The organism is Streptomyces sp. NPDC060031, assembly GCF_042736805.1.
Classification (GTDB): Bacteria; Actinomycetota; Actinomycetes; order Streptomycetales; family Streptomycetaceae; genus Streptomyces.
This window is the reverse complement of the sequence record NZ_JBHWVM010000025.1, coordinates 1-19,486: the sequence shown is the minus strand read 5'-3', so window position 1 is coordinate 19,486 and position 19,486 is coordinate 1. Positions and strand designations below refer to the sequence as shown.

Here is a 19,486-nt window from a genome sequence, read left to right as displayed (position 1 = left end):
GTCATGCCGCGACCGCCTCCGTGTCGCGGGCCCCGCGTGCGCCGCGCACCGGATCTTCGGGATCGTCGTCCCGGGCGGGCCACAGCGCGGCGGCGGCCACCGCGGCGGCCAGTGCGACGACACCGAGGGCGGCGGCGGTGACGGGCAGCCCGGCCCCGGCCGCGAGCAGGCCCGCGAGGGGGTAGGTCAGCAGCCAGCAGCCGTGCGCGAGGGAGAACCGGGCGGCGAAGGCGGCGGGCAGTTCGGCGTCGGCGGTGCAGCGGCGGAGCACCCGGCCGCCGGGGGTCGAGACGGCGGAGCAGGCGGCGCCGACCAGGGCCCAGGCGGCCAGGATCCCGTACCAGCACCAGCCGGCCGGGGCCGCGGCGGTGAGCCCGGCCACGGCGGCCAGCACCACCGGGAGCGCGCGGGCGGCCGGGAGCATGACCGCCCGGTCCGTGAAGCTTCGGAGCAGGCGGGGCAGGTGGAGGGCGGCGAGCATGGATCCGGCCCCGTACGCGCCGAGGGCGAGCGAGACGGCAGCGGCGGGCCGGTGGAAGTGGTCGCGGACCAGCTCGACGGTGTCGACGAAGACCAGGGCCCCGGCGGCGGCGACCGCCAGATCGAGGGCGAGCAGCGCCCGCAGCCGTGGCGTCGCAAGGAAGCGCCGGATCCCGTACGCGGCCTTCGCACGGCCGCCGCCGGGCCGTTCGACCGGGACGGGCCTCGGCAGTACGGCGGCCGCGACGAGGACCGCGGAGGCGAGGAAGCCCGCGGCGGTACCGGTGAACAGCCAGCCGTACGGGACCAGGGCGAGGAGGGCGGCGGCGAGCGCGGGGCTGAAGAGGCTCTCCAGGTCGTAGGCGAGCCGGGACATGGACAGGGCCTGTGTGTAGTCGCGTTCGGCGGGCAGCACCACGGGGATGGTGGCCTGGAAGGTGGGCGTGAAGGCCGCCGACGCCGCTTGGAGCAGGAGGATCAGCAGGTACATCTGCCAGACCTGGGTGACGAACGGCAGGCTCAGCGCGACGCAGGCGCGAGTCAGGTCGGCCGTCACCATCAAGGTGCGGCGCGACATCCGGTCGGCGATCGCGCCGACCGCCGGGGCGACGGCGACGTACGCGACCATCTTGATCGCCAGAGCGGTGCCCAGGACCGCGGAGGCGCTGCCGTCGGCGATGTCGTACGCGAGCAGGCTCAGCGCGACGGTCGCGAGCCCGGTCCCGACCAGGGCGACCACCTGGGCCGCGAACAGGCGCCGGTAGGTGCGGTTGCGCAGTACGGACGGCATCACCACCCCATCGTAACCAACATGTGCATACACGTGCACATGTTCAACGGGAATCCGCCGGCCCGAAACGGACCACGGCGGCGCGAGGGATCAGTCGTGGGGCGGCAGCGAACCGAGTTGGTGGTCGGCCACGTTCAGGGCCTCGTCCACCAGGCGCCGCAGATGCCCGTGGCGCAGCGCGTACACGACGCGGCGCCCGTCCTTGCGGGTGGTGACCAGACCGGCCAGCCGGAGCTTGGCGAGGTGCTGGCTGACGGAAGGGCGGGCGGCGCCGCACGCCTCGGTGAGGGTCGTGACGTCGGCCTCGCCCCGGCCGAGCTCGTCGAGCAGCGCGAGCCGGGTGGCGTCGGCGAGCAGCGCCAGGACCGACACCGCGGCGGCCAACCGCTCGCCCTGTTCCTGCGAACCGTGCGCACCTGCCGGATGCGTGCTTGCGCTCATGCGCACATCGTAGGCCGCACCGCCCCCGCCCCTTCCCTGGTGGTCAGTCGGGGGTGGTGCAGCAGCCGTCCCGGAGCATCTGGTGCAGGACGCCGCGCCAGCCCTCGGGCGGTGTGCCGGACGCCGCGGGAGCGGTGAAGGCGCGCTCCAGGGCAGCGCGTTCCCACAGCGTTCCGCCGCGGATGCTCCCGCGTACCCGGATGAGGTCGGCGAAGTCGGTGAAGGGGTCGCCGTCGACGACGGTGAGGTCGGCGATCTTGCCGGGCTCGACCGTGCCGAGGCGGTCCGCGACCCCGAAGACCCGGGCCGGGGTACGGGTGGCGGTGGTCAGGGCCTCGGCCGGGGTGAAGCCGTAGCGGTGCAGGGCGCGCAGGGACAGGTGGAGGTGGAGGCCAACCGGGGTGAGCGGCGCGTCGGTGCCCAGCGCCAGCCTGCCGCCGCCCGCGAGGATCCGCCGGTAGACGCCGACCTCCCGTTCCAGGGCGGCACTCTGCTCGCCGGTCGGCGCCTGCGCGGCCGCCGCCCGTACCGCGGCCACGTCCCACGGCGGCATCAGCTCCGTCACCCGCGGGTCGGCGGCGACCGCCGGATCGGCCCCGGCCAGCGGCAGGGCGGTGAAGGGGGTGGCGATGAGGTCGAAGCCGCCGCGCGTGTAGACCTCGACGGTGTCCTGGTACGTGTGCCCGCTCGGGGTCGCACCGTGCCCGTACTCCCCGCGCTCGGTGGCCACGAGATGCGTCGTCAGGTCCTGGCCGGCCTGGATCCCGGGAGCGCACAGGTGGGACCCCGCCAGGACCCCGAGCCGGTCGTGCGCGAAGCGGGCGGCGTCCTCCATGTACGCGTACGGGGCGCGGACGTACGTCTTGACGAAGTCCCAGTCCAGCGCCGCCGCCCGGGCCAGCGAGCGGGCGAATCCCGCGCGGGTGCGGTGGGCGCGCCCCATGCTGTAGGCGACGCGGGAACCGTCGAGGAGTTCGCCGCCGGCCAGCAGCCGCGGTGCGGCGAGCCGCCCGGCCCGGATGTCCTCCCGCAGCCGGGCCTGTTCGTACGCGGACCCGCCGAGGGAGACGGCGGTCGTCACCCCGTACGCGAGGTGCAGCACGCCCTGGCGGGCCCCGTAGGTGTACGGGTACGGGTGCACGTGCGCGTCCCAGAGGCCCGGCAGGACGGTGCCCGCGGAGGCGTCGACGGTACGCGCGGCGCGGCGCCCGGCGCGGTGGGGTTCGACGGCGGTGATCCGGCCGCCGCTGAGGAGGATGTCGACGTCGGCGCGGGGCGGGGCGCCGGTGGCGTCCCACAGGAGCCCGGCGTGCACGACGGTGTCGACGGGAGTGGGGCGGCGGTAGGTCAGGGCCAGCGGCACGGTCCGCGGCGCCGCGGCCGCCTCGCCGGAGCCGTCGAGGGTGAGCAGGCGCAGCCGTGCGCAGGACTGGTAGAGCAGGGTGCGGGAGTCGGCGGACCACGAGGGGTGGTCGGCGGGCTCGTCGCTCAGCAGGCGGGCCTCGCCGGCGGGGGTGCCGTCGGGGGTGACGGGCAGCAGCCACAGGGCCGACTCGGACACGCAGGCCAGGAAGCGGCCGTCGGGCGACCAGACGGGGCCTGAGGCGTAGCGGTCCGAGAGCGAGGCGTGCGGGGCGAGTGCGTACAGGCGGGCCCCGCCGGTGGCGGTGTCGACGATGCGGATGAGGTTGTGGCCCTCGCGAAAGCGCCGGCTCAGACGGTTGCGGTCGCAGAGGGCGACGTGGCGTCCGTCGGGCGACCAACTCGGCGGACCGGGCAGTCCGCCACCCCCGAGGGCCGCGACCAGGCGGGTGTCCGCACCCGTCGCGAGGTCCCGTACGAGGAGCTGCCCGGCGAGGTCGAGGGCGGCGAGCCGACGGCCGTCGGGCGACAGCGAGCCGTAGACGCGGCCGCCCGGGGCGAGGACGCTCTCGCGGCCGTCGGCGAGTTCCCGGCGGCGTACGGAGTTCAGCCCGTCGCGGTCGTCGGTGTAGACCAGGGCCCGGCCGTCGGGGGTCCACACGGGGCCCTGGACGTAGGCCGTGGCGGGGGCCTGGGCGATCCTGCGCGGGGCTCCCCCGGTGACGGGCGCGACCCACAGGGCGTTCAGTGCGGCGAAGGCCACGCTGCGGCCGTCGGGCGAGAGGCTGGGCAGGTGGATGCCGCGGACGGGGCGGCTGCGCTCCGCCTCCAGGACGTACGGCTTGACCCGGTAGCGGGGCCGGACCGTCTCCAGCGTGGCATCGAGCGCGATCTCACGGCCGGTGGGGTCGCGGTGCGGGCGGATCACCCGGAAGCGGCCGTCGAGGGTGATGAGCAGCCGGTCGTCGCCGACCCAGCGCGGGGGCGCGGGCGCGAGGTCGCCGTCGAGGGAGACCGGGCGGCCGTCGGCGTACAGGCTGAGGACCTCGGCCTTGCGGGGGCCGGGAGCGGCGGACAGCCAGGCGGTGCGCCCCGCCGGGGAGATCGCCGGGGCCAGCAGGCCGCCGGTGGTGACGGTGTGTTCGGTCCGTACGGGGCCCTGTGCGTCCGCGGCCACGGAGGCGAGGGTCCGGCCGATCAGGGTCTCGCCGCTGAGGGTGGCGCGGACGAAGAGCACGCGGGAGCCGTCCGCCGACCAGACGGGGTCGAAGTCCTCCCAGGCGGCGGGCCGGCCGTCGGGGCCTTCCTGCGCGGGGCCGGACTGCCCGGGCAGGCCCGTGAGTCGGCGGATCCGGCCGTCGGAGACGTTGACGGTCCAGATCCGGTACGGGCTGCCCGCGACCGGGTCGCCGCCGCGCTCGGAGCAGAAGGCGATGCTGCGGCCGTCGGGCGACCAGGACGGCGCGCGGTGGTCGAAGGGGCCGTCGGTGAGCCGGCGCAGGGCGGAGCCGTCCGCGTGCATCACCCAGATGTGGAAGGCGCCGCCGCGGTACGCGCTCATCGCGACCCGGCGGCCGTCCGGGGAGAACACCGGGCGGCCGGGCTCCAGGTCGGGCGGGGTCAGCTGGGTGGCGGGCGAACCGTCGGGAGGCAGGGACCACAGGACGTTCTGCACCTCGGCCACGACCCGGTCGCCGCTCGCGGTGGCGGTCGCGGCGCCGTTGGTGGCGCGGGTGAACCGGAGCCGGACCGGATCCCCGGCCGGGGGCGCGGGGGCGAGGCCTGAGGCTGGGGCTGGACCTGAAGCCGGACCCGGGCCTGAAGCTGGATCCGGGCCTGAAGCGGCCAGTACCGGGGGGCTGTCGATCAGCGCCGTCAGGGCGCCGGCCGAAGCCGCCTGCAGAACCGTCCTGCGCGCAACTCGCAACCCGACCACTCGCCTCGCGTATCGATGGCAGACCCGACCCGACGGTCCCGTCAGCAGGCCAAACGATCAAGCAGGGCCATCGGCAACGGTGTGCGCCGGCCGCGCTGTGGGAGGCTCACCACGCACCGCACCCGGCGGACGCCCCGACCAGCGCACCCGCCCGACGCACCCGCCCGACCACTGGAGTCTCAATGAGTACCCCCGATCCCGCGGCTCCGGTGTTCGTCGCCCCGCCACACTCCGCACCCCTGGGAGACGGGCGGATCGGCGTCGTGTGGGCGCTGGCCGACCGCGCGCGGGACCTGGATGCCAACCTGGTGCACCTGGCTCCCGGCGCGGAGATCGGCGAACACACCGAGAACGTCCTCGGCGTCCTGCTCGTCGTGGTCGCCGGAACCGGCGAACTCCGCACGCCGGACGCCGCCTGGGCCCTCACCCCCGGCTCGCTGGCCTGGCTGCCCGCGGGCACCACCCGTTCCGTGCGGGCCGGCGCCGAGGGGCTCACCTACACCACCGCCCACCGCCGTCGCCCGCCGCTGACCATCAGCCCGGCGCTCCAGGCCGACGGCGGCGAACCGCCCTGCCTGCTGAACCGCGTCTGCGCCGAATGCGGCCGCCTCGCCACCGACAGCGACGCCCGCTACTGCGCCCGCTGCGGCACCGGCCTGGCCGGCTGAGTCAGCCCACCGGGTCGGAGCCGGCGAGCCGGCGCAGGTAGCGGACGCCGGGCTGCCCGTCGATGGTGATCTCCTCCACCGCGCCGAAACGGTTCTTCCGGAGCACGGCCGCGGAGGCCGGATTGTCCAGGGTGGTGACCGCGGTCAGCGACGAGAGCCCGTACGAGGCGGCCGCCAGCCGGCACAGCTCCGCGACGGCCGCCGTCGCGACGCCCCGGCCCGCGGCTCGCGCCCCGACGCGGTAGCCGACTTCGGCCCTGCCCTCTTGCACATCCACCAGGTTGGCGCGGCCGACGAGCGCTCCCCGCGCGTCCAGGACGAGGTGGAAGTGGATGGTGCCGGTGTCCTGTTCGTCGAGCAGCGCCCGGTGGCGGGCGGCGAACTCCGCGAAATAGGCGTCCCCGCGGTCCGGCACGCTGCGCGCGAAGAACTCCCTGTTCTCCCGCTCGAAGGCCAGCAGGGATTGCGCGTGTTCGGCCCGGAGCCGCTCCAACCTCACCATGACCGGGAGCCTACGCACCGCTCCCCACGTCCGCCCCCGGGTTTTCAGCAGCCGGTACCGCGCATGGGCGGCGGTGCCTACACTCCCCTCCATGTCGACGATCACCTGTACGCACTGCTCCGCCACGGGCCTCGAACCGGGCTTCCTGGACGAAGCCTCCCACCCCACCGGCTTCACGCGGTGGATCGAAGGGGACCTGGGCATCGGGGCGTTCGGCCGCATGATCAAGGAGAAGAAACGTTTCCGTGTGTCGGCGACCCGCTGCCCCGACTGCGGTCACCTCGAACTCTTCGCCACCCACCCGAGCGGCTGACACCGGTGACGCAGCGCGAGCGGCTCCTCGAGGAGCGGATCATGGTGGACGCCGCCCCGGCGGACGTCCACCGATTGGTGTCCGACCTGCGGAACATGGGCCGTTGGAGCCCGGAGTGCCGACGGGTGTGGCTGCCCCGGTCACCGGCCCGCCCGGGCGCCCGCTTCATCGGCTTCAATCGGCGGGGGCTCTTCGTGTGGTTCACGACGGGCCGGATCACGGTCCTGCGCGCACCGCAGGCACCGGCCTGGACGGGCGAGTTCGGCTTCGACGTCGGCATCTTCGGTCTCCCGATCGCCCGTTGGGGATACCGCTTCGAGCCGGAGGGCGACGGCACCCGCGTCACCGAGACCTGGCAGGACCTGCGGACCGGCCGCGGCGCCGGGCTGGCCGATCTGCTCGGCGCGGTCTTCGCCGGGACCCGGCCCGCGCGCCGCGTCGAGGTCAACCGGGCCGGGATGCGCACCACCCTGGCCCGGCTGGCCGCCGCCTGCGGCCGATCGCGGACGGCTCGATGAGGGTGACGGTGTTCACGCGGGGCCGTCCTTGAGGGAGCGGCCGAACTGCTCGTCCAGGACGGACAGCCGGCGCCAGTACTCGTCCTCGTCGATCTCGCCGGAGGCGAAGCGCCGGCCCAGGACCGCGATCGGCGACTGCTCGCCGTGGGCCGCGCCGCCGACCCGGGACTGCCACGGCGCCCGGCGGCCCCGCCACACGGTGCGGCGCAGCACGGTCACGGCGAAGACCACGACCGCCGCCCAGATCAGCGGGAAGAACAGGATCCACGGGCCGGGCCCGTCGTACGCGAGGGTGGTGAGGGTGTTCATCGCGGTTCAGCTCCTCGGAGGTTCGGGTGTGGACGTTTCGCCACACCTCGAGACTCGCTCCGGGAGGGGGTCCGGGTCGTCGTACGGCCGACTGCACCGCGGTTACTCCCCCGGGAGTACGGCGTCGCACGCGGGCCTGTGCACGGCCTTGCGCACGGTGTCACGCGCTCGGCCTTGCGCACGGTGTCAGCCGAGCCAGCCGGGCCGTACCAGCCCGGACTCGTAGGCCAGGACCACCAGCTGGGCCCGGTCGCGGGCGCCCAGCTTGACCATGGTCCGGCTGACGTGGGTCTTCGCGGTGAGCGGGCTGACGACCAGGCGGCGCGCGATCTCCTCATTGGTCAGGCCGAGCCCCACCAGGGCCATCACCTCGCGCTCGCGATCGGTGAGCCGGTCCAGGCCCTCGGCCGCGGCCGGCTTCTTGGAACGGGCGGCGAACTCCGCGATCAGGCGGCGCGTGACACCGGGCGAGAGCAGCGCATCGCCCTCGACCACCGCGCGGACCGCGCGCAACAGCTCCTCCGGTTCGGTGTCCTTGACCAGGAAGCCGGAGGCGCCGGAGCGGATCGCCTCGAAGACGTACTCGTCGAGCTCGAAGGTGGTGAGCATGACCACCCGAACCTCGGCCAGGGCCGCGTCATCGGTGATCCGGCGGGTCGCGGCGAGTCCGTCGAGCACCGGCATGCGGATGTCCATGAGGACCACGTCCGGGCGCAGTTCCCGCACGCGTCGCAGCGTCTCCTCACCGTCGCCGGCCTCGCCCACCACCTCGATGTCGGGCTGGGCGTCGAGCAGCGCCCGGAACCCGGCCCTGACGAGCAGTTGGTCGTCGGCGAGCAGCACTCGGATCACGGGTCCTCCTGGAGCGGGGCGGCTTTCAGCGGGATCCGCGCGCCCACGCGGTAGCCGCCGTCCGGGCGCGGCCCGGCCTCGATGCCGCCACCCAGCGCGGCGGCGCGCTCGCGCATGCCGACCAGGCCGTTTCCACTGCCGCCCGCCGCGCTGCCGGTGGCCGGGCCGTCGTCGTCCACGCGCAGTTCCAGGGAGTCCGGCCGCCAGGTGAGGCGGACGCGGGCGGCGCGCGAACCGGAGTGCCGTACGACATTGGTCAGCGCCTCCTGGACGATGCGGAAGGCGGCGAGGTCCGCGCCGGGCGCCAAGGTCCGGGCCTTGCCCTCGGCGGTGATCTCCACGGCGAGTCCGGCGGCGGCCGCCTGCTCGACGAGCTCCGGGAGGCGGTCGAGCCCGGGCGCGGGGGTGCGAGGCGCGTCGCCCGGTGTGCGCAGGGTGTCGAGGACCTGCCGCACCTCGCCCAACGCCTCCTTGCTGGCCGCCTTGATGGTGGTGAGCGCCGTACGGGCCTGCTGCGGATCGCTGTCGAGCAGGGCCAGCCCGACGCCCGCCTGAACGTTGATCACCGAGATGCTGTGGGCGAGGACGTCATGCAGCTCACGGGCGATGCGCAGCCGCTCCTGGTCCACCTTGCGTCTCTCGGCGGCCGCCCGCTCGATCCGCTCGCGGGCCCACTGCTCGCGGCGTACACGGACCAGCTCGCAGACCGCGAGCATCGCGAGGACCCACGCGGTGATGGCCAGCTCCTGGCCCCAGGGCGCGGGGCCGTCGCCGACGGGCGGCAGCCACCGGTAGAGCCAGTGGGCGATGAGCAGGTGCCCGGCCCAGAGCAGGCCGACGGCCCCCCAGGCGGCTCTGCGGTGTCCGGCGAGGACGGCGGCGAAGCAGGCCAGTGCCAGGCTGACGAACACGGGGCCGTAGGGGTAGCCGGCGCCGACGTAGACCAGGGTGACGGCGCTGACCCCGTAGACCATGGCCACCGGATACCGGTGGCGCGCCAGGAGCAGGGCCGGCCCGAGGAGCAGCAGGAGGCGCGCGAACCAGTCCAGCGCCACCCGCCCGCTCTGCGCCTGCGCGGCCCATCCGGAGCCGACCTGCGCGAAGACGGCCACGAGCAGCACGGTCCGCCACGCCGGCCCCCGCCCGCCGTGCTCCACCCACCTCCGCCACGGAGGACCCGGGCGCCCACGCTGCTCTTCCATACGAGCCACGCTAGACGGGGCCGTCCGTCACCGGCGTCACCCCTGCGTAGCGTTTCAGGCGTACTCCCCAGGCAGTACGCCGGGTGATCCGCCGGCGGGGCTCGTGACAGGGTGGCCGTATGACCACGATCAACCACCCACCCCGTACGGAGCCCTGGTCGGACGGCGTCCGCGTCCACGAGGCGCTCGCCGTCGCGAAGGCGCTCGTGTACGACCCGTGCGGGTTCACCTGCTCGCAGCCGGTACCCGAACCCGAAAGCCTCGCCTACGCCGCGCACGCGTTCACCGTGGACGGCCGCGCCGTCCGCTTCCGCTCGGCCAAGACCACCCCGACGAAGGCCGGGCAGTTCGTCACCGTGTGGAAGCGGTCACCCGGCGGTCCCATCCAGCCCTTCGACGTCACGGACCCCGTCGACCTGTTCGTCATCAGCACCCGCGACGACCGCCACATCGGCCAGTTCGTCTTCCCCCTGGACGCCCTGCGCCGTCACGGCGTCGTGTCGGCCGGCGCCGCGGAGGGCAAACGCGCCTTCCGCGTCTACCCACCCTGGGTGACCACCACCAGCCGCCAAGCCGACAGGACACAGGCCTGGCAGCTGGACTACTACCTGGCACTCCCCACGGACTCCCCCCTCGACACCACTCGCGCCCGCCGGCTCTACCAGTCATCCGGACCGCCGTCGGGCGTCAGCGACGCGGCACGCCCTTGACCTGCGGAATCGTGATCAGACCGCGGTTGACAGCCGCGTCGGTGGTTATGGAGGGTGCGGGTTCGATCGACTGAGGTGGGGCACGTGTAACGGCAGCAGTACGCGGAGCAGTGCTCGGAGCTCTTCGCGGTGGGCGGGTTCGCCGCCGTCAGGGCGGCGGCCGGGGCGGGGCTCGATGAGCTCGGGCCGGATCCGGTGCTCTACCGCTGGCTCGGGCGGGCGCACGCCGCGGAGGACGAGGACGACCACGACGCGGAGGCCGAGGCCGCGTACCGCGAGGGGCTGGCGCTCGCGCCGGACGATCTCGGACTCCTGGTGTCGTACCTGGAGCTGTGCCTGCGGTCCGACTCCTTCACCTACCCGGGCCGCTCGGACCGTGCGGTGGGCCTACGGGCACGGATCGAGGAGCTGGCTCCGCCCGGTTCCGAGGAGCGCCGGCGCGTCGACTCCGTGACGGGGTGGGCCGGGCGCGGCTACTGGGACGACCTGGTGATCGGCGCCGCGGTGGGGCAGGCGCGGCAGGCGGCCGTCGCGGAACAGAGCGAGCAGGTCTCGGGCGCGCTCCGGCGGGCCGCCCGCGGCGAGTCCGTCCCGGATGCCGGGGAGGACCTCCGCGCGGCCGAACTCGCCGCCGCGGTCGAGCTGCTCCAGGGGCCGCGGAACGCGCTGTCGCGCGTCCTGCTCGCGAACCGGGTCGCCGCGTACGTGGTGACGACCGCGCTGGCATTCGGCCTCAACAACGCGCTGGTGTGGAGCGGGGTGCTGGATTTCAGCCTGTGGGGCTGGGCGCTGTGGATCCCTCTCTTCGTCGCGGAAGCCACGCTCCGCCGGGCCAAGCGACTGGGCCGGGAGCGCGTCATCGCCCGCATACAGGACCGTCACGCGCGGCTCGACGCCGCCTGAGCCACGCCTCGTGGTCACCGCCCGCCGATGACCAGCGAGTTCGGCGGGCGGGCGGGCCGGGCCGGGAGCCGCAGCGGCAGGCGGCCCGGGGTGAGGGAGCCGAGGATCCGCGGGCCGCGGGCGCCGGTGCATTCGGGAGCGTTCCCCGGGAGGCCGTGCAGGGTCAGGAAGCCGAGGACCGCGAAGGCGTACGCCTCCTTCGCGGCGGCGGGCAGCCCGAGGCTGTCGGAGGTCGCCAGCGCGGCGCCCCCGGGCAGTTCCTCGCGGAGCATCGACATGAGGACCGGGTTGCGGGTGCCGCCGCCCGAGGCGATGACCTCGGTGGCCGCGAAGGGGCGCAACGCATCGGCGATGGTGCGGGCGGTGAGCCGGGTGAGCGTGGCGGCGAGGTCGGGCGGCGCGAGGGCGCCGAAGTCCGCCAGCGCGGTGCGCAGATAGCCGTGGTGGAAGAGTTCCTTGCCGGTCGTCTTGGGGGCGGGCAGCCGGTAGTACGGCTCCGCGAGCAGTCGGCGCAGCAGCGGTTCGTGCACCCGGCCGGCGGCCGCGAGGGCGCCGTCCCGGTCGTAGGAGAGCCGCCCGGAGGTGAGTTCGCGTACGGCCGCGTCGAGCAGGGCGTTGCCCGGGCCCGTGTCGAAGGCCACGGGCGCGCCGGTGGCGGGCAGGGCCGTGAGGTTGGCGATCCCGCCGATGTTCAGGGCGGCCGGTACGCCGGCGCGCCCGCGCAGCAGCATCAGGTCGATCAGGCTCACCAGCGGGGCGCCCTGGCCGCCGGCCGCGACGTCCCGGGGGCGGAAGTCGCAGACCACCGGGTGGCCGGTGGCCTCGGCGATCCATGCGGGAGCGCCGAGCTGGAGCGTGCCGTGGACGTGGACGTCGGTCACCCAGTGGTACACGGTCTGCCCGTGTGAGGCGATCAGCTCGGCCCGGTCCTCGCACAGTTCGTGGTCGGCCCGGACGGCGAGCTCCGCGAAGGCCTGTCCGATGCGGGTGTCGAGCCGGCACGCCTCGGCCATGGTGGTGGGCGCGGGCGGCAGGGCCGCGGCGAGCGCGCGCCGCAGGTCGTCCGCGTACGGGGCGCTGACCATGCCGAGCGGGACCAGGCGCAGCGTGTCGCCCCCGTCCTCGAACGTCAACTCCGCGGCCGCCGCGTCCACGGCGTCGTACGAGGTGCCCGACATCAGCCCGACGACCCTCACCGCAGCGGCCCGCGGTGGTCGTCGCCGCGCAGGCCGGCCAGGGCGAGGGCGCTCAGCGCGCAGGCCCCGGCCGCGTAGTAGGCGGGGACGTCGGTGTCGCCCGTGGCGGCGGTCACGGCGGTGATGACGAGACCCGCGCAGCCGGAGAACACCGCGTTGGCGAGGGCGTACGCCACCCCGAGTCCGGTGCAGCGCACGCGCGCGGGGAACATCTCCGCGAGCATGGCGGGTCCCGGGCCGGCCAGCAGCCCCACCGCCGCGCCCGCGCCGAGGACGGCGGCGGCCCTGGCGGGCGCGGCGGCGTCGGGGTCCTGGAGCAGGTGCAGGAGCGGGAGCGCGAACAGGACGACGGTCAGGGCCCCGCCGAGCATGACCGGGCGGCGGCCGACGCGGTCGCTGAGCATTCCGGCGGGGAGGATCGACGCGGCGAAGCCGAGGTTGGCGAGGGCGGTGGCGATCAGGGCCTCCCTGAAGGACGCGCCGAGGGTGGACTGGAGGTAGGAGGGCAGGACGACGAGGAAGGTGTACCCGGCCGCGGCCCAGCCCATGATCCGCCCGACGCCGAGCACGATGGCCCGCACGGTCACGGCGGCCGTGGCGGTCGTGGCGGTGTCGGCACCGGTGCCGGCGGCCGTGGCGCTGCCGGCACCGGTGCCTGGTGGAGCGCCCGCCGCCGCGCGGCCCGGCGCTTCCCCTTCCTCCAGCCCCGAACGCAGCCCCGAACGCAGCCACAGCGCGGCCGCACCCATCGGCAGGGCCAGCAGGAACGGAAGCCGCCAGCCCCACCCGTACAGCGCGGCCGTCGAGAGCAGCGAGCTCAGCAGCGCGGCGACGCCCGCGCCGCAGAGCAGGCCGAGCGCGACGGTGAAGGACTGCCACGCGCCGTAGCGGCCGCGCCGGCCGGGCGGCGCGCACTCCGTCATCAGCGCCACGGCGCCGCCGAACTCCCCGCCGGCGGACAGGCCCTGCAGGACGCGCAGCAGCGTGAGCAGCCAGGGCGCTGCCGCGCCGACGGTGGCCTGGGTCGGGAGCAGGCCGATCAGGGTGGTGGCGAGCGTCATGAGCCCGACCACGAGGATCAGCGTCGGGCGGCGCCCGATGCGGTCCCCGAGGCGGCCGAACAGCAGGGCCCCGACGGGGCGGAAGAAGAAGGCCACCGCGAAGGAGGCGTACGTGGCGACCAGCGGCCCGGCACCCGCGGCGGCTCCCGTCCCCGCTCCCGTCCCCGCTCCCGGATCGGGGGTGAAGAAGTGGGCGGCGATGACGGTGGCGAAGCAGCCGTACACGCCGAACTCGTACCACTCGACGAAGTTGCCCGCGGAGCCGGCGAGCAGCGCCCGGCGCGGGCGGGCGAGGGCCGGCGGCGCCGCGCGCAGAGCGATGGGGGTCACCCGTGCTGGGTGCCCGGTCCGCGTGGACCCGATGCCTCGGGGCGGCGGGGTTCAGCAGATCGGCCCCGCCCGTGGCGATCCCGTAGTCTCGGCGGATGGCGACGTACTTCGACGTGCACCCCGAGAACCCTCAGCGGCGCACCATCAGCAATGTGGCGGACAGCATCCGCTCCGGCGCGCTCATCGCGTACCCGACGGACTCCTGCTTCGCACTGGGATGCCAGCTGGGCAACCGTGACGGCCTCGGACGGATCCGGACGATCCGCAACCTCGACGACCGTCACCACTTCACCCTGGTGTGTCAGAACTTCGCCCAGCTGGGGCAGTTCGTACACGTCGACAACGACGTGTTCCGGGCGATCAAGGCGTCCACGCCCGGCCCCTACACCTTCATCCTCCGTGCCACCTCGGAGGTGCCGCGCCAGCTGATGCACCCGAAGAAGAAGACGGTCGGGGTGCGGATCCCCGACCACGTCGTCACCCAGGCCCTGCTCGCCGAGCTCGGTGAGCCGCTGCTCTCCAGCACCCTGCTCCTGCCCGACGAGGACGAGCCGATGACCCACGGCTGGGAGATCAAGGAACGGCTCGAGCACATGGTCGACGCGGTCGTCGACTCGGGTGACTGCGGCACGAAGCCGACCACGGTCATCGACTTCTCCAGCGGCGAGGCCGAGATCGTGCGCCGCGGGGCGGGCGACACCACGCGGTTCGAGTAGCCGGCGGGCGGGTCACACGGTCACGACCACCTTGGCCCTCGCGTGTTCCACCTCGAGGTACCGGATGGCCTCGGGTGCCTCGCTCAGCGGGTAGGTACGGTCGATGACCGGGCTGACCTTCCCCGCCTCGGCGAGTCGCCTGAGCTCGTCCAGGTTCTCCCTGTTCGGCGTCGCCGTGAGGACGAGCAGCCGGTGGCCGCCCGCGAAGCGTGACAGCGCCTGCCCCTTGAGGAGGAGCCCCATCGGCCCGAACACGCTGCCGCCTTCGGACACTCCCCCGCCGGACAGGACGACCGTACCGGCGGGGGTGAGCGCGCTCCGGATGTCGGTCAGCGAACGGTTCCCCACGAGGTCGAACACGAGGTCGTAGCGCCGCCCGCCGCGGGTGAAGTCCTCCCGGGTGTAGTCGACGATGCGGTCCGCGCCGAGGGAGCGGACCAGGTCCGCGTTCCTCGTGCTGCACACGCCGGTCACTTCCGCGCCCAGCGCCTTGGCGATCTGGACCGCGAAGGTTCCCACGCCACCCGAGGCGCCGTTGATCAGGACCTGCTGCCCCGGGCGCACCCGGCCCAGGTCGCGCAGGCCCATGAGCGCGGTGTTGCCGGCCAGCGGCACCGCGGCCGCCTGCTCGAAGGTCAGGTTGGCGGGCTTCGCCGCCACCGCGCCCTCCGGGGCGCACACGTACTCGGCGAAGGCTCCGTCCGCCTCGCCGAACACCTCGTCGCCGGGGCGCAGCCGCGTCACCTTCTCGCCCACCGCCTCCACCCGCCCCGCGAAGTCCGTGCCCCGGATCCGCTCCTTGGGCCGGCGGAGCCCGAGCACCAGGCGCGCCACGTACGGGTCGCCCCGCATGAGGTGCCAGTCGCGCGCGTTGACCGCGGCCGCGCGGACCCGTACCAGCACCTCGTGGTCGCCGACGGCCGGCTTGTCGACCTCCCCGAACTCCAGAACGTCGGGTGAGCCGTACCGGTCCTGGGCTATCGCCTTCACTACGCCTCCGTAACGCACCGGTCCGGTGCGCAAAATCGGCCGGCCGGAGGGCCGGCGCCACTCGCGACGGTAGGCGAGCAGCCTCCTGCCCGGCATCCGGGACGACCCCTAGGGTGCGTCCCGCGTCACCCGGCGTCCGCGAAATGACGTACCCGGTGGGAACGGTCGAGCGGATATGGCGGTATCCGGTCAAGTCGACGGGCGGCGAACCGCTGCGGGAAGCGGAGGTCGACCACCGCGGTCTCGTCGGGGACCGCCTGTTCGCGGTACGCGACGGCGACGGCAGGTTCGGCTCGGGGAAGAACACCCGGCGTTTGCCTGGCCCGGGACGACGTCGAACTGGCCCGCGGGCAAGGGGTCTCCCACTTCGGCCAGCTTCCGCTCAGCGTCCTGACCACGGCCACCCTCGGCTGGGTGCGCGCGGCCGTTCCCGGTGTCCCGGTCGACGAGCGGCGCTTCCGGCCGAATCTGCTCGTGTGTACCCCGCCGGGCTCCCGTCCGTTCGTCGAGGACGAGTGGTTCGGATCCGAGGCGCGGATCGGGGGCGCCTCGCGCGTGGAGTTCGTGCGCTCCAGCGAGCGGTTGCGGGGCGGTCGCAACCGGAGTCATTCGGCCAAACATGGAGAGAGGTTGGCATGGGCCTGACATTTCAAGGTCCCTGTGGGACCTTCCTGCGTGCCCCGCCTCCCCCACAAGCACGTGACGACGAGGAGCACCAGGATGAACCTCTCGAAACTGTCAGGCGTGACCGCCTTCGCGGCAGCGGTGATCATCGGTGGGTCGACCGCCGCCACGGCCCTCGGCCCCACCGCCGATCAGCGGGTCGACGGCACGATCGTGGTCGCGGGCAACACCTGTAGCTGGACCAACGCGCGCGCCAGCGCCAATCCCCCGGCCGCCTTGACCGTCGACCGCACCAGCATCAACCCGCCCGCCGGCAACCTGGCCTGCAGCGGCGGCATCACGGCCACGCTCAACAACAACCCCGCCTTCTCCTTCGACGACGCCGCCGGACTCGCCAAGACCGACGCCATCGACATCTCGGGCAAGCAGAGCTTCATCTCCTGCCGCTTCAAGGCCACGAACATCGTGTGGAACCGCGACGGGGCCACCCGGAAGTACGTCAACCAGGCCTTCACCGCGACCAAGGTCTCCGGCAGCTTCCTGTGCCCCGGCTCGGTCACCACGGCCGCCGGGGAAGCCTCCATGCTGTTCCGCTGACCTCCCGTTCCCGTCACCGCAGCCCCCCGCACCGAGGGCTGCGGTGACCGTCGGAGCTAGTAGGGCTTGGTCAGCCCCTTCGGGAGTCGGCCGGTGTGGATGATGCCGAGGCTCTGGGTGGCGCGGGTCAGGGCCACGTAGAGGTCGCTCGGCTGTTGGTCGGCCGGCTCCACGACGATCACGGTGTCGAACTCCAGCCCCTTGGCCTGGCGCGGGTCCAGCAGGACGACCGTACGGGTCAGGTCCGGGCCCTCGCCCGCCCGTACGCCGGGCAGCGCGGCCGCCAGCGCCCCGTGCAGCGGGCGCGGCGCGATCACCGCCAGCCGGCCCTCGGCCGGAGTCCCCTCCCGTACCGCGTCGGCGACCGCGGCGGCCAGGTCGTCGGCCCTGCGCACCCAGGGCCGCTGCCCGGTGGACCGTACCGAGCTCGGCGGCTCGAAATCGGGGCGCCGGGCCCGGAGCACGGCGGCGGCGACGTCCATGATCTCCGCGGGCGTACGGTAGTTGACGCCGAGCCGCACCAGGTCCCAGCGGTCCGCGACGTACGGGTCCAGGATCTCCCGCCACGAACCGGAGCCGGCCTCGTCGCCGGTCTGGGCCGGGTCGCCCACCAGCGTCATGGAACGGGTCGGGCAGCGCCGCATCAGCAGCCGCCACGCCATCGCGGACAGCTCCTGGGCCTCGTCCACGATGACGTGCCCGAAGGCCCAGGTCCGGTCGGCGGCGGCCCGCTCGGCCGCGCTGCGGTGGTCGGCCTCCTCCTGCCGCTCCGCCATGCGCTCGGCGTCGATGATGTCGTGGGCGGCGAGGAACTCGTTCTCCGCGTCCTCGAACTCGTACGACTCCGACCCCTGCGACAGGTCCAGCACGCCCTGCGCGTACGCGACGCGCTCCAGCCGCTCCCGCTCCTCGGCGGCGCGCTGCGCACTGTCGTCCACGCCGAGCAGCTCGGCGGCCTCGTCGAGCAGGGGAATGTCCGCCGGCGTCCAGTCGTCCGTAGCCCGGCGGATCAACTCGGCGTCCTCCGGCGGGAGATGGGTGGGATCTTCCAGGAACTCGGAGATCAGCCGCCGGGGGGTGAGCGCCGGCCACAAGGTGTCGATGGCGGCGTGCACCTCGGCACTGGTCGCGATCTCCTTGCCGAGCTGCGCGACATCGTCCGGGCCCAGCAGGTTGGGGCCGCCGTAGGGGTCCGCGCCGAGCCGGTCGACGAGCTGCGCGGTCAGCGCGTCGATGATCCGGAACGCGAAGTACGGGCGGGCCAGGTTGTGCGGCAGCCCCGTGGCGCGCGCCCAATCCCGGGCCTCGTGGGCCATGCCCCGGTCGAGCAGCAGCGTCCCGTAGTCGTCGTGGTCGATCTCCAGCGCCGGCTCGGGGACCACGGCGGACTCCTCGCCGCTGCCGGCGGGCACGATGTCGGGCAGCGTCTGCCGGTCGCTCACGACGCGGGCGAGGACCTCGGCCATCGCGGCGCGGCCCTTGACGGCCGCGGCGCCGGGGCGCTCGGTGGCGGTCGCCCGGATGCCGGGGAACAGCTCGCCCATCGTGGCGAGCAGCACGCCCGTCTCCCCGAGGGCCGGGAGCACCTCGCCGATGTAGCCGAGGAACGCCGGGTTGGGTCCGACGATCAGCACACCGCGCTTGGCGAGCAGCTCGCGGTGCGCGTAGAGGAGGTACGCGGCCCGGTGCAGGGCGACCGCGGTCTTCCCGGTGCCGGGACCGCCCTCCACCACCAGTACCCCGCGGTACGGCGAGCGGATGATGCGGTCCTGCTCGGCCTGGATCGTCCGCACGATGTCGTGCATGCGGCCGGTGCGGGCGGCGTCGAGCGCGGCGAGCAGCACCGCGTCCGCGTCGGCCCCCTCGTATCCGGTGCGCTCGGTGTCGGCGAGGTCGAGGATCTCGTCGTGCAGGCCGGTGACCTGCCGCCCGCGGGTGGTGATGTGCCGGCGGCGGCGCAGCCCCATGGGGAAATGGCCGGTGGCGAGATAGAACGGGCGCGCCACCTCGGCCCGCCAGTCGAGTACGAGGGGCGTGCGCTCCGCGTCGTCCTGCCTGATTCCGATGCGGCCGATGTGGTGGTCGCGTCCGTCGGAAAACTCGAGGCGGCCGAAACAGAGACCGTTCTCGCCCGAGTTCAGAGCGGAAAGCAGACCGGACTGTTCTGCGACCAGCACATCGCGCTCCAGGCGCGCCTGGAAGCCGCTTCCGCCTTCGCCGAGCGCCGTCTGTACGGCGCGTTCGGCCTGGTAGCGCAGGTCATCGAGGCGCGCGTAGAGCCCGGTGATGAATTGCTGTTCATCCCGGAATTCTTCGGTTGACAATTGCACTCCTGACGCGATACAGTGTCCTCGTAAGCTTCTTCACGTCATCATGGAATGCGGACGTGAAACAACTAATATACGCAGACGAATACCCCGGCCGCCAATTGGTCCGGGGTATTTTTGCGTCCGAAGTCGCAGAATGCGGCCCGTCAGACGGCCGGGGCCTCGTCGAGCTCCCAGGCGTGGCGCTTGAACTCGCGGACGAAGTCCGCGTGGTCCTCCCACTGCCGGGCGACGCCGCGCAGGACGTCCCAGTGGTGCTCGACCGACTGGTCGATCGCACGGCGCAGGGCCGGCTCGGCCGTCGCCCGCTGCTCGATGAGCCCCTTGACCGCGGAGGCCTCCAGCACCGCGTTGCGCAGCGCCCGCAGCGCGCGGGAGGTGTCGTCCATCCCGAAGCCGTTCTCGCTGCCGGTCTCCTCGGCGAAGAGCGGCGTGAGGCGCGCCTCGATGAACGCCGTGATGCGCTCGAAGTGCCGTACGTCCATGGGGGCTCCATTCCTGCCGCACGGCCTCCGGGCCGTGCACGTCGGGTGACCGGGTACCGGCTCCCGGCAATTATCAGGCCCGGTCCGCCCCGCCGGGACGGCGGGGCGGGGCGGGGTTGGCGGAGGGGGGGGCCGGGGGTACTTCGGGGGCAGGACCGTGTAGGCGGTGTACAC

The 19,486-nt window shown here is 74.0% G+C and carries 21 protein-coding genes; 9 read left to right on the top strand and 12 right to left on the bottom strand.

Annotated elements, in window-relative coordinates; all coding sequences use genetic code 11:
* Position 1: 1 nt before the first annotated feature.
* The 3 genes from ACFWB8_RS14030 to ACFWB8_RS14020 form a co-directional block, all read right to left on the bottom strand.
* Positions 2–1,270, bottom strand: a complete 1,269-nt coding sequence (locus ACFWB8_RS14030) for an MFS transporter (RefSeq protein WP_385225793.1) — start codon at positions 1,268–1,270, stop codon at positions 2–4.
* Positions 1,271–1,360: 90 nt separating this feature from the next.
* Positions 1,361–1,711 (bottom strand): ArsR/SmtB family transcription factor, encoded by a 351-nt coding sequence (locus tag ACFWB8_RS14025; protein ID WP_385225670.1) that lies wholly within the window; start codon positions 1,709–1,711, stop codon positions 1,361–1,363.
* A 43-nt stretch (positions 1,712–1,754) separates the two neighbouring features.
* Positions 1,755–4,940 carry an amidohydrolase family protein gene (locus ACFWB8_RS14020; protein WP_385225791.1) on the bottom strand — a complete coding sequence of 1,062 codons (3,186 nt, stop codon included), beginning with the start codon at positions 4,938–4,940 and terminating at the stop codon, positions 1,755–1,757.
* Positions 4,941–5,191: 251 nt separating this feature from the next.
* On the opposite strand from ACFWB8_RS14020, the gene ACFWB8_RS14015 reads away from it, so the two are divergent.
* Entirely contained in the window at positions 5,192–5,677 is a 486-nt protein-coding gene (locus ACFWB8_RS14015) for an AraC family ligand binding domain-containing protein (protein ID WP_385225668.1), read from the top strand.
* Position 5,678: 1 nt separating this feature from the next.
* On the opposite strand, the gene ACFWB8_RS14010 is transcribed toward ACFWB8_RS14015, so the two are convergent.
* Entirely contained in the window at positions 5,679–6,179 is a 501-nt protein-coding gene (locus ACFWB8_RS14010; protein ID WP_385225666.1) for a GNAT family N-acetyltransferase, read from the bottom strand.
* A gap of 91 nt (positions 6,180–6,270) precedes the next feature.
* Between ACFWB8_RS14010 and ACFWB8_RS14005 the strand changes: the two genes are divergently transcribed.
* Both ACFWB8_RS14005 and ACFWB8_RS14000 read left to right on the top strand, forming a co-directional pair.
* Positions 6,271–6,492: a hypothetical protein gene (locus ACFWB8_RS14005; protein ID WP_385225664.1), complete on the top strand. Its 222-nt coding sequence runs from the start codon at positions 6,271–6,273 to the stop codon at positions 6,490–6,492.
* Between the two features lie 5 nt (positions 6,493–6,497).
* Positions 6,498–7,010: an SRPBCC family protein gene (locus tag ACFWB8_RS14000; RefSeq protein ID WP_385225662.1), complete on the top strand. Its 513-nt coding sequence runs from the start codon at positions 6,498–6,500 to the stop codon at positions 7,008–7,010.
* 12 nt (positions 7,011–7,022) lie between these two features.
* On the opposite strand, the gene ACFWB8_RS13995 is transcribed toward ACFWB8_RS14000, so the two are convergent.
* The 3 genes from ACFWB8_RS13995 to ACFWB8_RS13985 all read right to left on the bottom strand — a co-directional run bounded on the left by ACFWB8_RS13995 (position 7,023) and on the right by ACFWB8_RS13985 (position 9,373).
* Entirely contained in the window at positions 7,023–7,319 is a 297-nt protein-coding gene (locus ACFWB8_RS13995; RefSeq protein ID WP_385225660.1) for an SHOCT domain-containing protein, read from the bottom strand.
* A gap of 186 nt (positions 7,320–7,505) precedes the next feature.
* On the bottom strand, positions 7,506–8,171 hold the full coding sequence (locus ACFWB8_RS13990) for a response regulator (protein WP_385225658.1): 666 nt from the start codon (positions 8,169–8,171) through the stop codon (positions 7,506–7,508).
* Entirely contained in the window at positions 8,168–9,373 is a 1,206-nt protein-coding gene (locus ACFWB8_RS13985) for a sensor histidine kinase (RefSeq protein WP_385225656.1), read from the bottom strand. Before ACFWB8_RS13985 ends, ACFWB8_RS13990 begins: the two co-directional genes overlap by 4 nt.
* Positions 9,374–9,492: 119 nt before the next feature.
* Between ACFWB8_RS13985 and ACFWB8_RS13980 the strand changes: the two genes are divergently transcribed.
* Together ACFWB8_RS13980 and ACFWB8_RS13975 are read left to right on the top strand one after the other, a co-directional pair.
* Positions 9,493–10,083 (top strand): MepB family protein, encoded by a 591-nt coding sequence (locus ACFWB8_RS13980; RefSeq protein ID WP_385225654.1) that lies wholly within the window; start codon positions 9,493–9,495, stop codon positions 10,081–10,083.
* A 129-nt stretch (positions 10,084–10,212) separates the two neighbouring features.
* Entirely contained in the window at positions 10,213–10,986 is a 774-nt protein-coding gene (locus tag ACFWB8_RS13975) for a hypothetical protein (protein ID WP_385225652.1), read from the top strand.
* A 14-nt stretch (positions 10,987–11,000) separates the two neighbouring features.
* On the opposite strand, the gene ACFWB8_RS13970 is transcribed toward ACFWB8_RS13975, so the two are convergent.
* The gene (locus ACFWB8_RS13970; protein WP_385225650.1) at positions 11,001–12,182 is read right to left on the bottom strand and encodes an anhydro-N-acetylmuramic acid kinase; all 1,182 of its coding nucleotides are present in this window, start codon (positions 12,180–12,182) and stop codon (positions 11,001–11,003) included.
* Positions 12,179–13,573, bottom strand: coding sequence for an MFS transporter (locus tag ACFWB8_RS13965; protein ID WP_385225648.1), 1,395 nt, complete (start codon positions 13,571–13,573; stop codon positions 12,179–12,181). The genes ACFWB8_RS13970 and ACFWB8_RS13965 overlap by 4 nt, the downstream gene beginning before the upstream one ends.
* Positions 13,574–13,668: 95 nt before the next feature.
* Here ACFWB8_RS13965 and ACFWB8_RS13960 point away from each other — a divergent pair, with 95 nt between their 5' ends.
* A complete protein-coding gene (locus ACFWB8_RS13960) occupies positions 13,669–14,289 on the top strand; it encodes an L-threonylcarbamoyladenylate synthase (RefSeq protein ID WP_385225646.1) in 621 nt (206 codons plus the stop codon).
* A 12-nt stretch (positions 14,290–14,301) separates the two neighbouring features.
* Here the strand turns inward: ACFWB8_RS13960 and ACFWB8_RS13955 are convergent, their stop codons facing one another.
* Complete coding sequence (locus tag ACFWB8_RS13955) at positions 14,302–15,279, bottom strand: NAD(P)-dependent alcohol dehydrogenase (RefSeq protein ID WP_385225644.1); 978 nt, start codon at positions 15,277–15,279, stop codon at positions 14,302–14,304.
* Positions 15,280–15,422: 143 nt separating this feature from the next.
* Between ACFWB8_RS13955 and ACFWB8_RS13950 the strand changes: the two genes are divergently transcribed.
* Positions 15,423–16,139, top strand: coding sequence for an MOSC N-terminal beta barrel domain-containing protein (locus ACFWB8_RS13950; RefSeq protein WP_385225642.1), 717 nt, complete (start codon positions 15,423–15,425; stop codon positions 16,137–16,139).
* Complete coding sequence (locus ACFWB8_RS13945; RefSeq protein ID WP_385225640.1) at positions 16,024–16,500, top strand: hypothetical protein; 477 nt, start codon at positions 16,024–16,026, stop codon at positions 16,498–16,500. Before ACFWB8_RS13950 ends, ACFWB8_RS13945 begins: the two co-directional genes overlap by 116 nt.
* Before the next feature lie 56 nt (positions 16,501–16,556).
* Here the strand turns inward: ACFWB8_RS13945 and ACFWB8_RS13940 are convergent, their stop codons facing one another.
* Complete coding sequence (locus ACFWB8_RS13940) at positions 16,557–18,467, bottom strand: HelD family protein (protein ID WP_385225638.1); 1,911 nt, start codon at positions 18,465–18,467, stop codon at positions 16,557–16,559.
* A gap of 6 nt (positions 18,468–18,473) precedes the next feature.
* Between ACFWB8_RS13940 and ACFWB8_RS13935 the strand changes: the two genes are divergently transcribed.
* A complete protein-coding gene (locus ACFWB8_RS13935; RefSeq protein WP_385225636.1) occupies positions 18,474–18,821 on the top strand; it encodes a hypothetical protein in 348 nt (115 codons plus the stop codon).
* A gap of 152 nt (positions 18,822–18,973) precedes the next feature.
* On the opposite strand, the gene ACFWB8_RS13930 is transcribed toward ACFWB8_RS13935, so the two are convergent.
* Positions 18,974–19,312, bottom strand: coding sequence for a hypothetical protein (locus tag ACFWB8_RS13930; protein ID WP_385225634.1), 339 nt, complete (start codon positions 19,310–19,312; stop codon positions 18,974–18,976).
* Between the last annotated feature and the right edge of the window lie 174 nt (positions 19,313–19,486).

Coding starts and splice junctions, on each gene's coding strand:
- ACFWB8_RS14030 (WP_385225793.1), bottom strand. CDS start 1,270: ATGCCGTCCGTACTGCGCAACCGCACCTACCGGCGCCTGTTCGCGGCC.
- ACFWB8_RS14025 (WP_385225670.1), bottom strand. CDS start 1,711: ATGAGCGCAAGCACGCATCCGGCAGGTGCGCACGGTTCGCAGGAACAG.
- ACFWB8_RS14015 (WP_385225668.1), top strand. CDS start 5,192: ATGAGTACCCCCGATCCCGCGGCTCCGGTGTTCGTCGCCCCGCCACAC.
- ACFWB8_RS14010 (WP_385225666.1), bottom strand. CDS start 6,179: ATGGTGAGGTTGGAGCGGCTCCGGGCCGAACACGCGCAATCCCTGCTG.
- ACFWB8_RS14005 (WP_385225664.1), top strand. CDS start 6,271: ATGTCGACGATCACCTGTACGCACTGCTCCGCCACGGGCCTCGAACCG.
- ACFWB8_RS13995 (WP_385225660.1), bottom strand. CDS start 7,319: ATGAACACCCTCACCACCCTCGCGTACGACGGGCCCGGCCCGTGGATC.
- ACFWB8_RS13985 (WP_385225656.1), bottom strand. CDS start 9,373: ATGGAAGAGCAGCGTGGGCGCCCGGGTCCTCCGTGGCGGAGGTGGGTG.
- ACFWB8_RS13980 (WP_385225654.1), top strand. CDS start 9,493: ATGACCACGATCAACCACCCACCCCGTACGGAGCCCTGGTCGGACGGC.
- ACFWB8_RS13960 (WP_385225646.1), top strand. CDS start 13,669: ATGGCGACGTACTTCGACGTGCACCCCGAGAACCCTCAGCGGCGCACC.
- ACFWB8_RS13950 (WP_385225642.1), top strand. CDS start 15,423: ATGACGTACCCGGTGGGAACGGTCGAGCGGATATGGCGGTATCCGGTC.
- ACFWB8_RS13940 (WP_385225638.1), bottom strand. CDS start 18,467: ATGGGGCTGCGCCGCCGCCGGCACATCACCACCCGCGGGCGGCAGGTC.
- ACFWB8_RS13935 (WP_385225636.1), top strand. CDS start 18,474: ATGGCCGGTGGCGAGATAGAACGGGCGCGCCACCTCGGCCCGCCAGTC.
- ACFWB8_RS13930 (WP_385225634.1), bottom strand. CDS start 19,312: ATGGACGTACGGCACTTCGAGCGCATCACGGCGTTCATCGAGGCGCGC.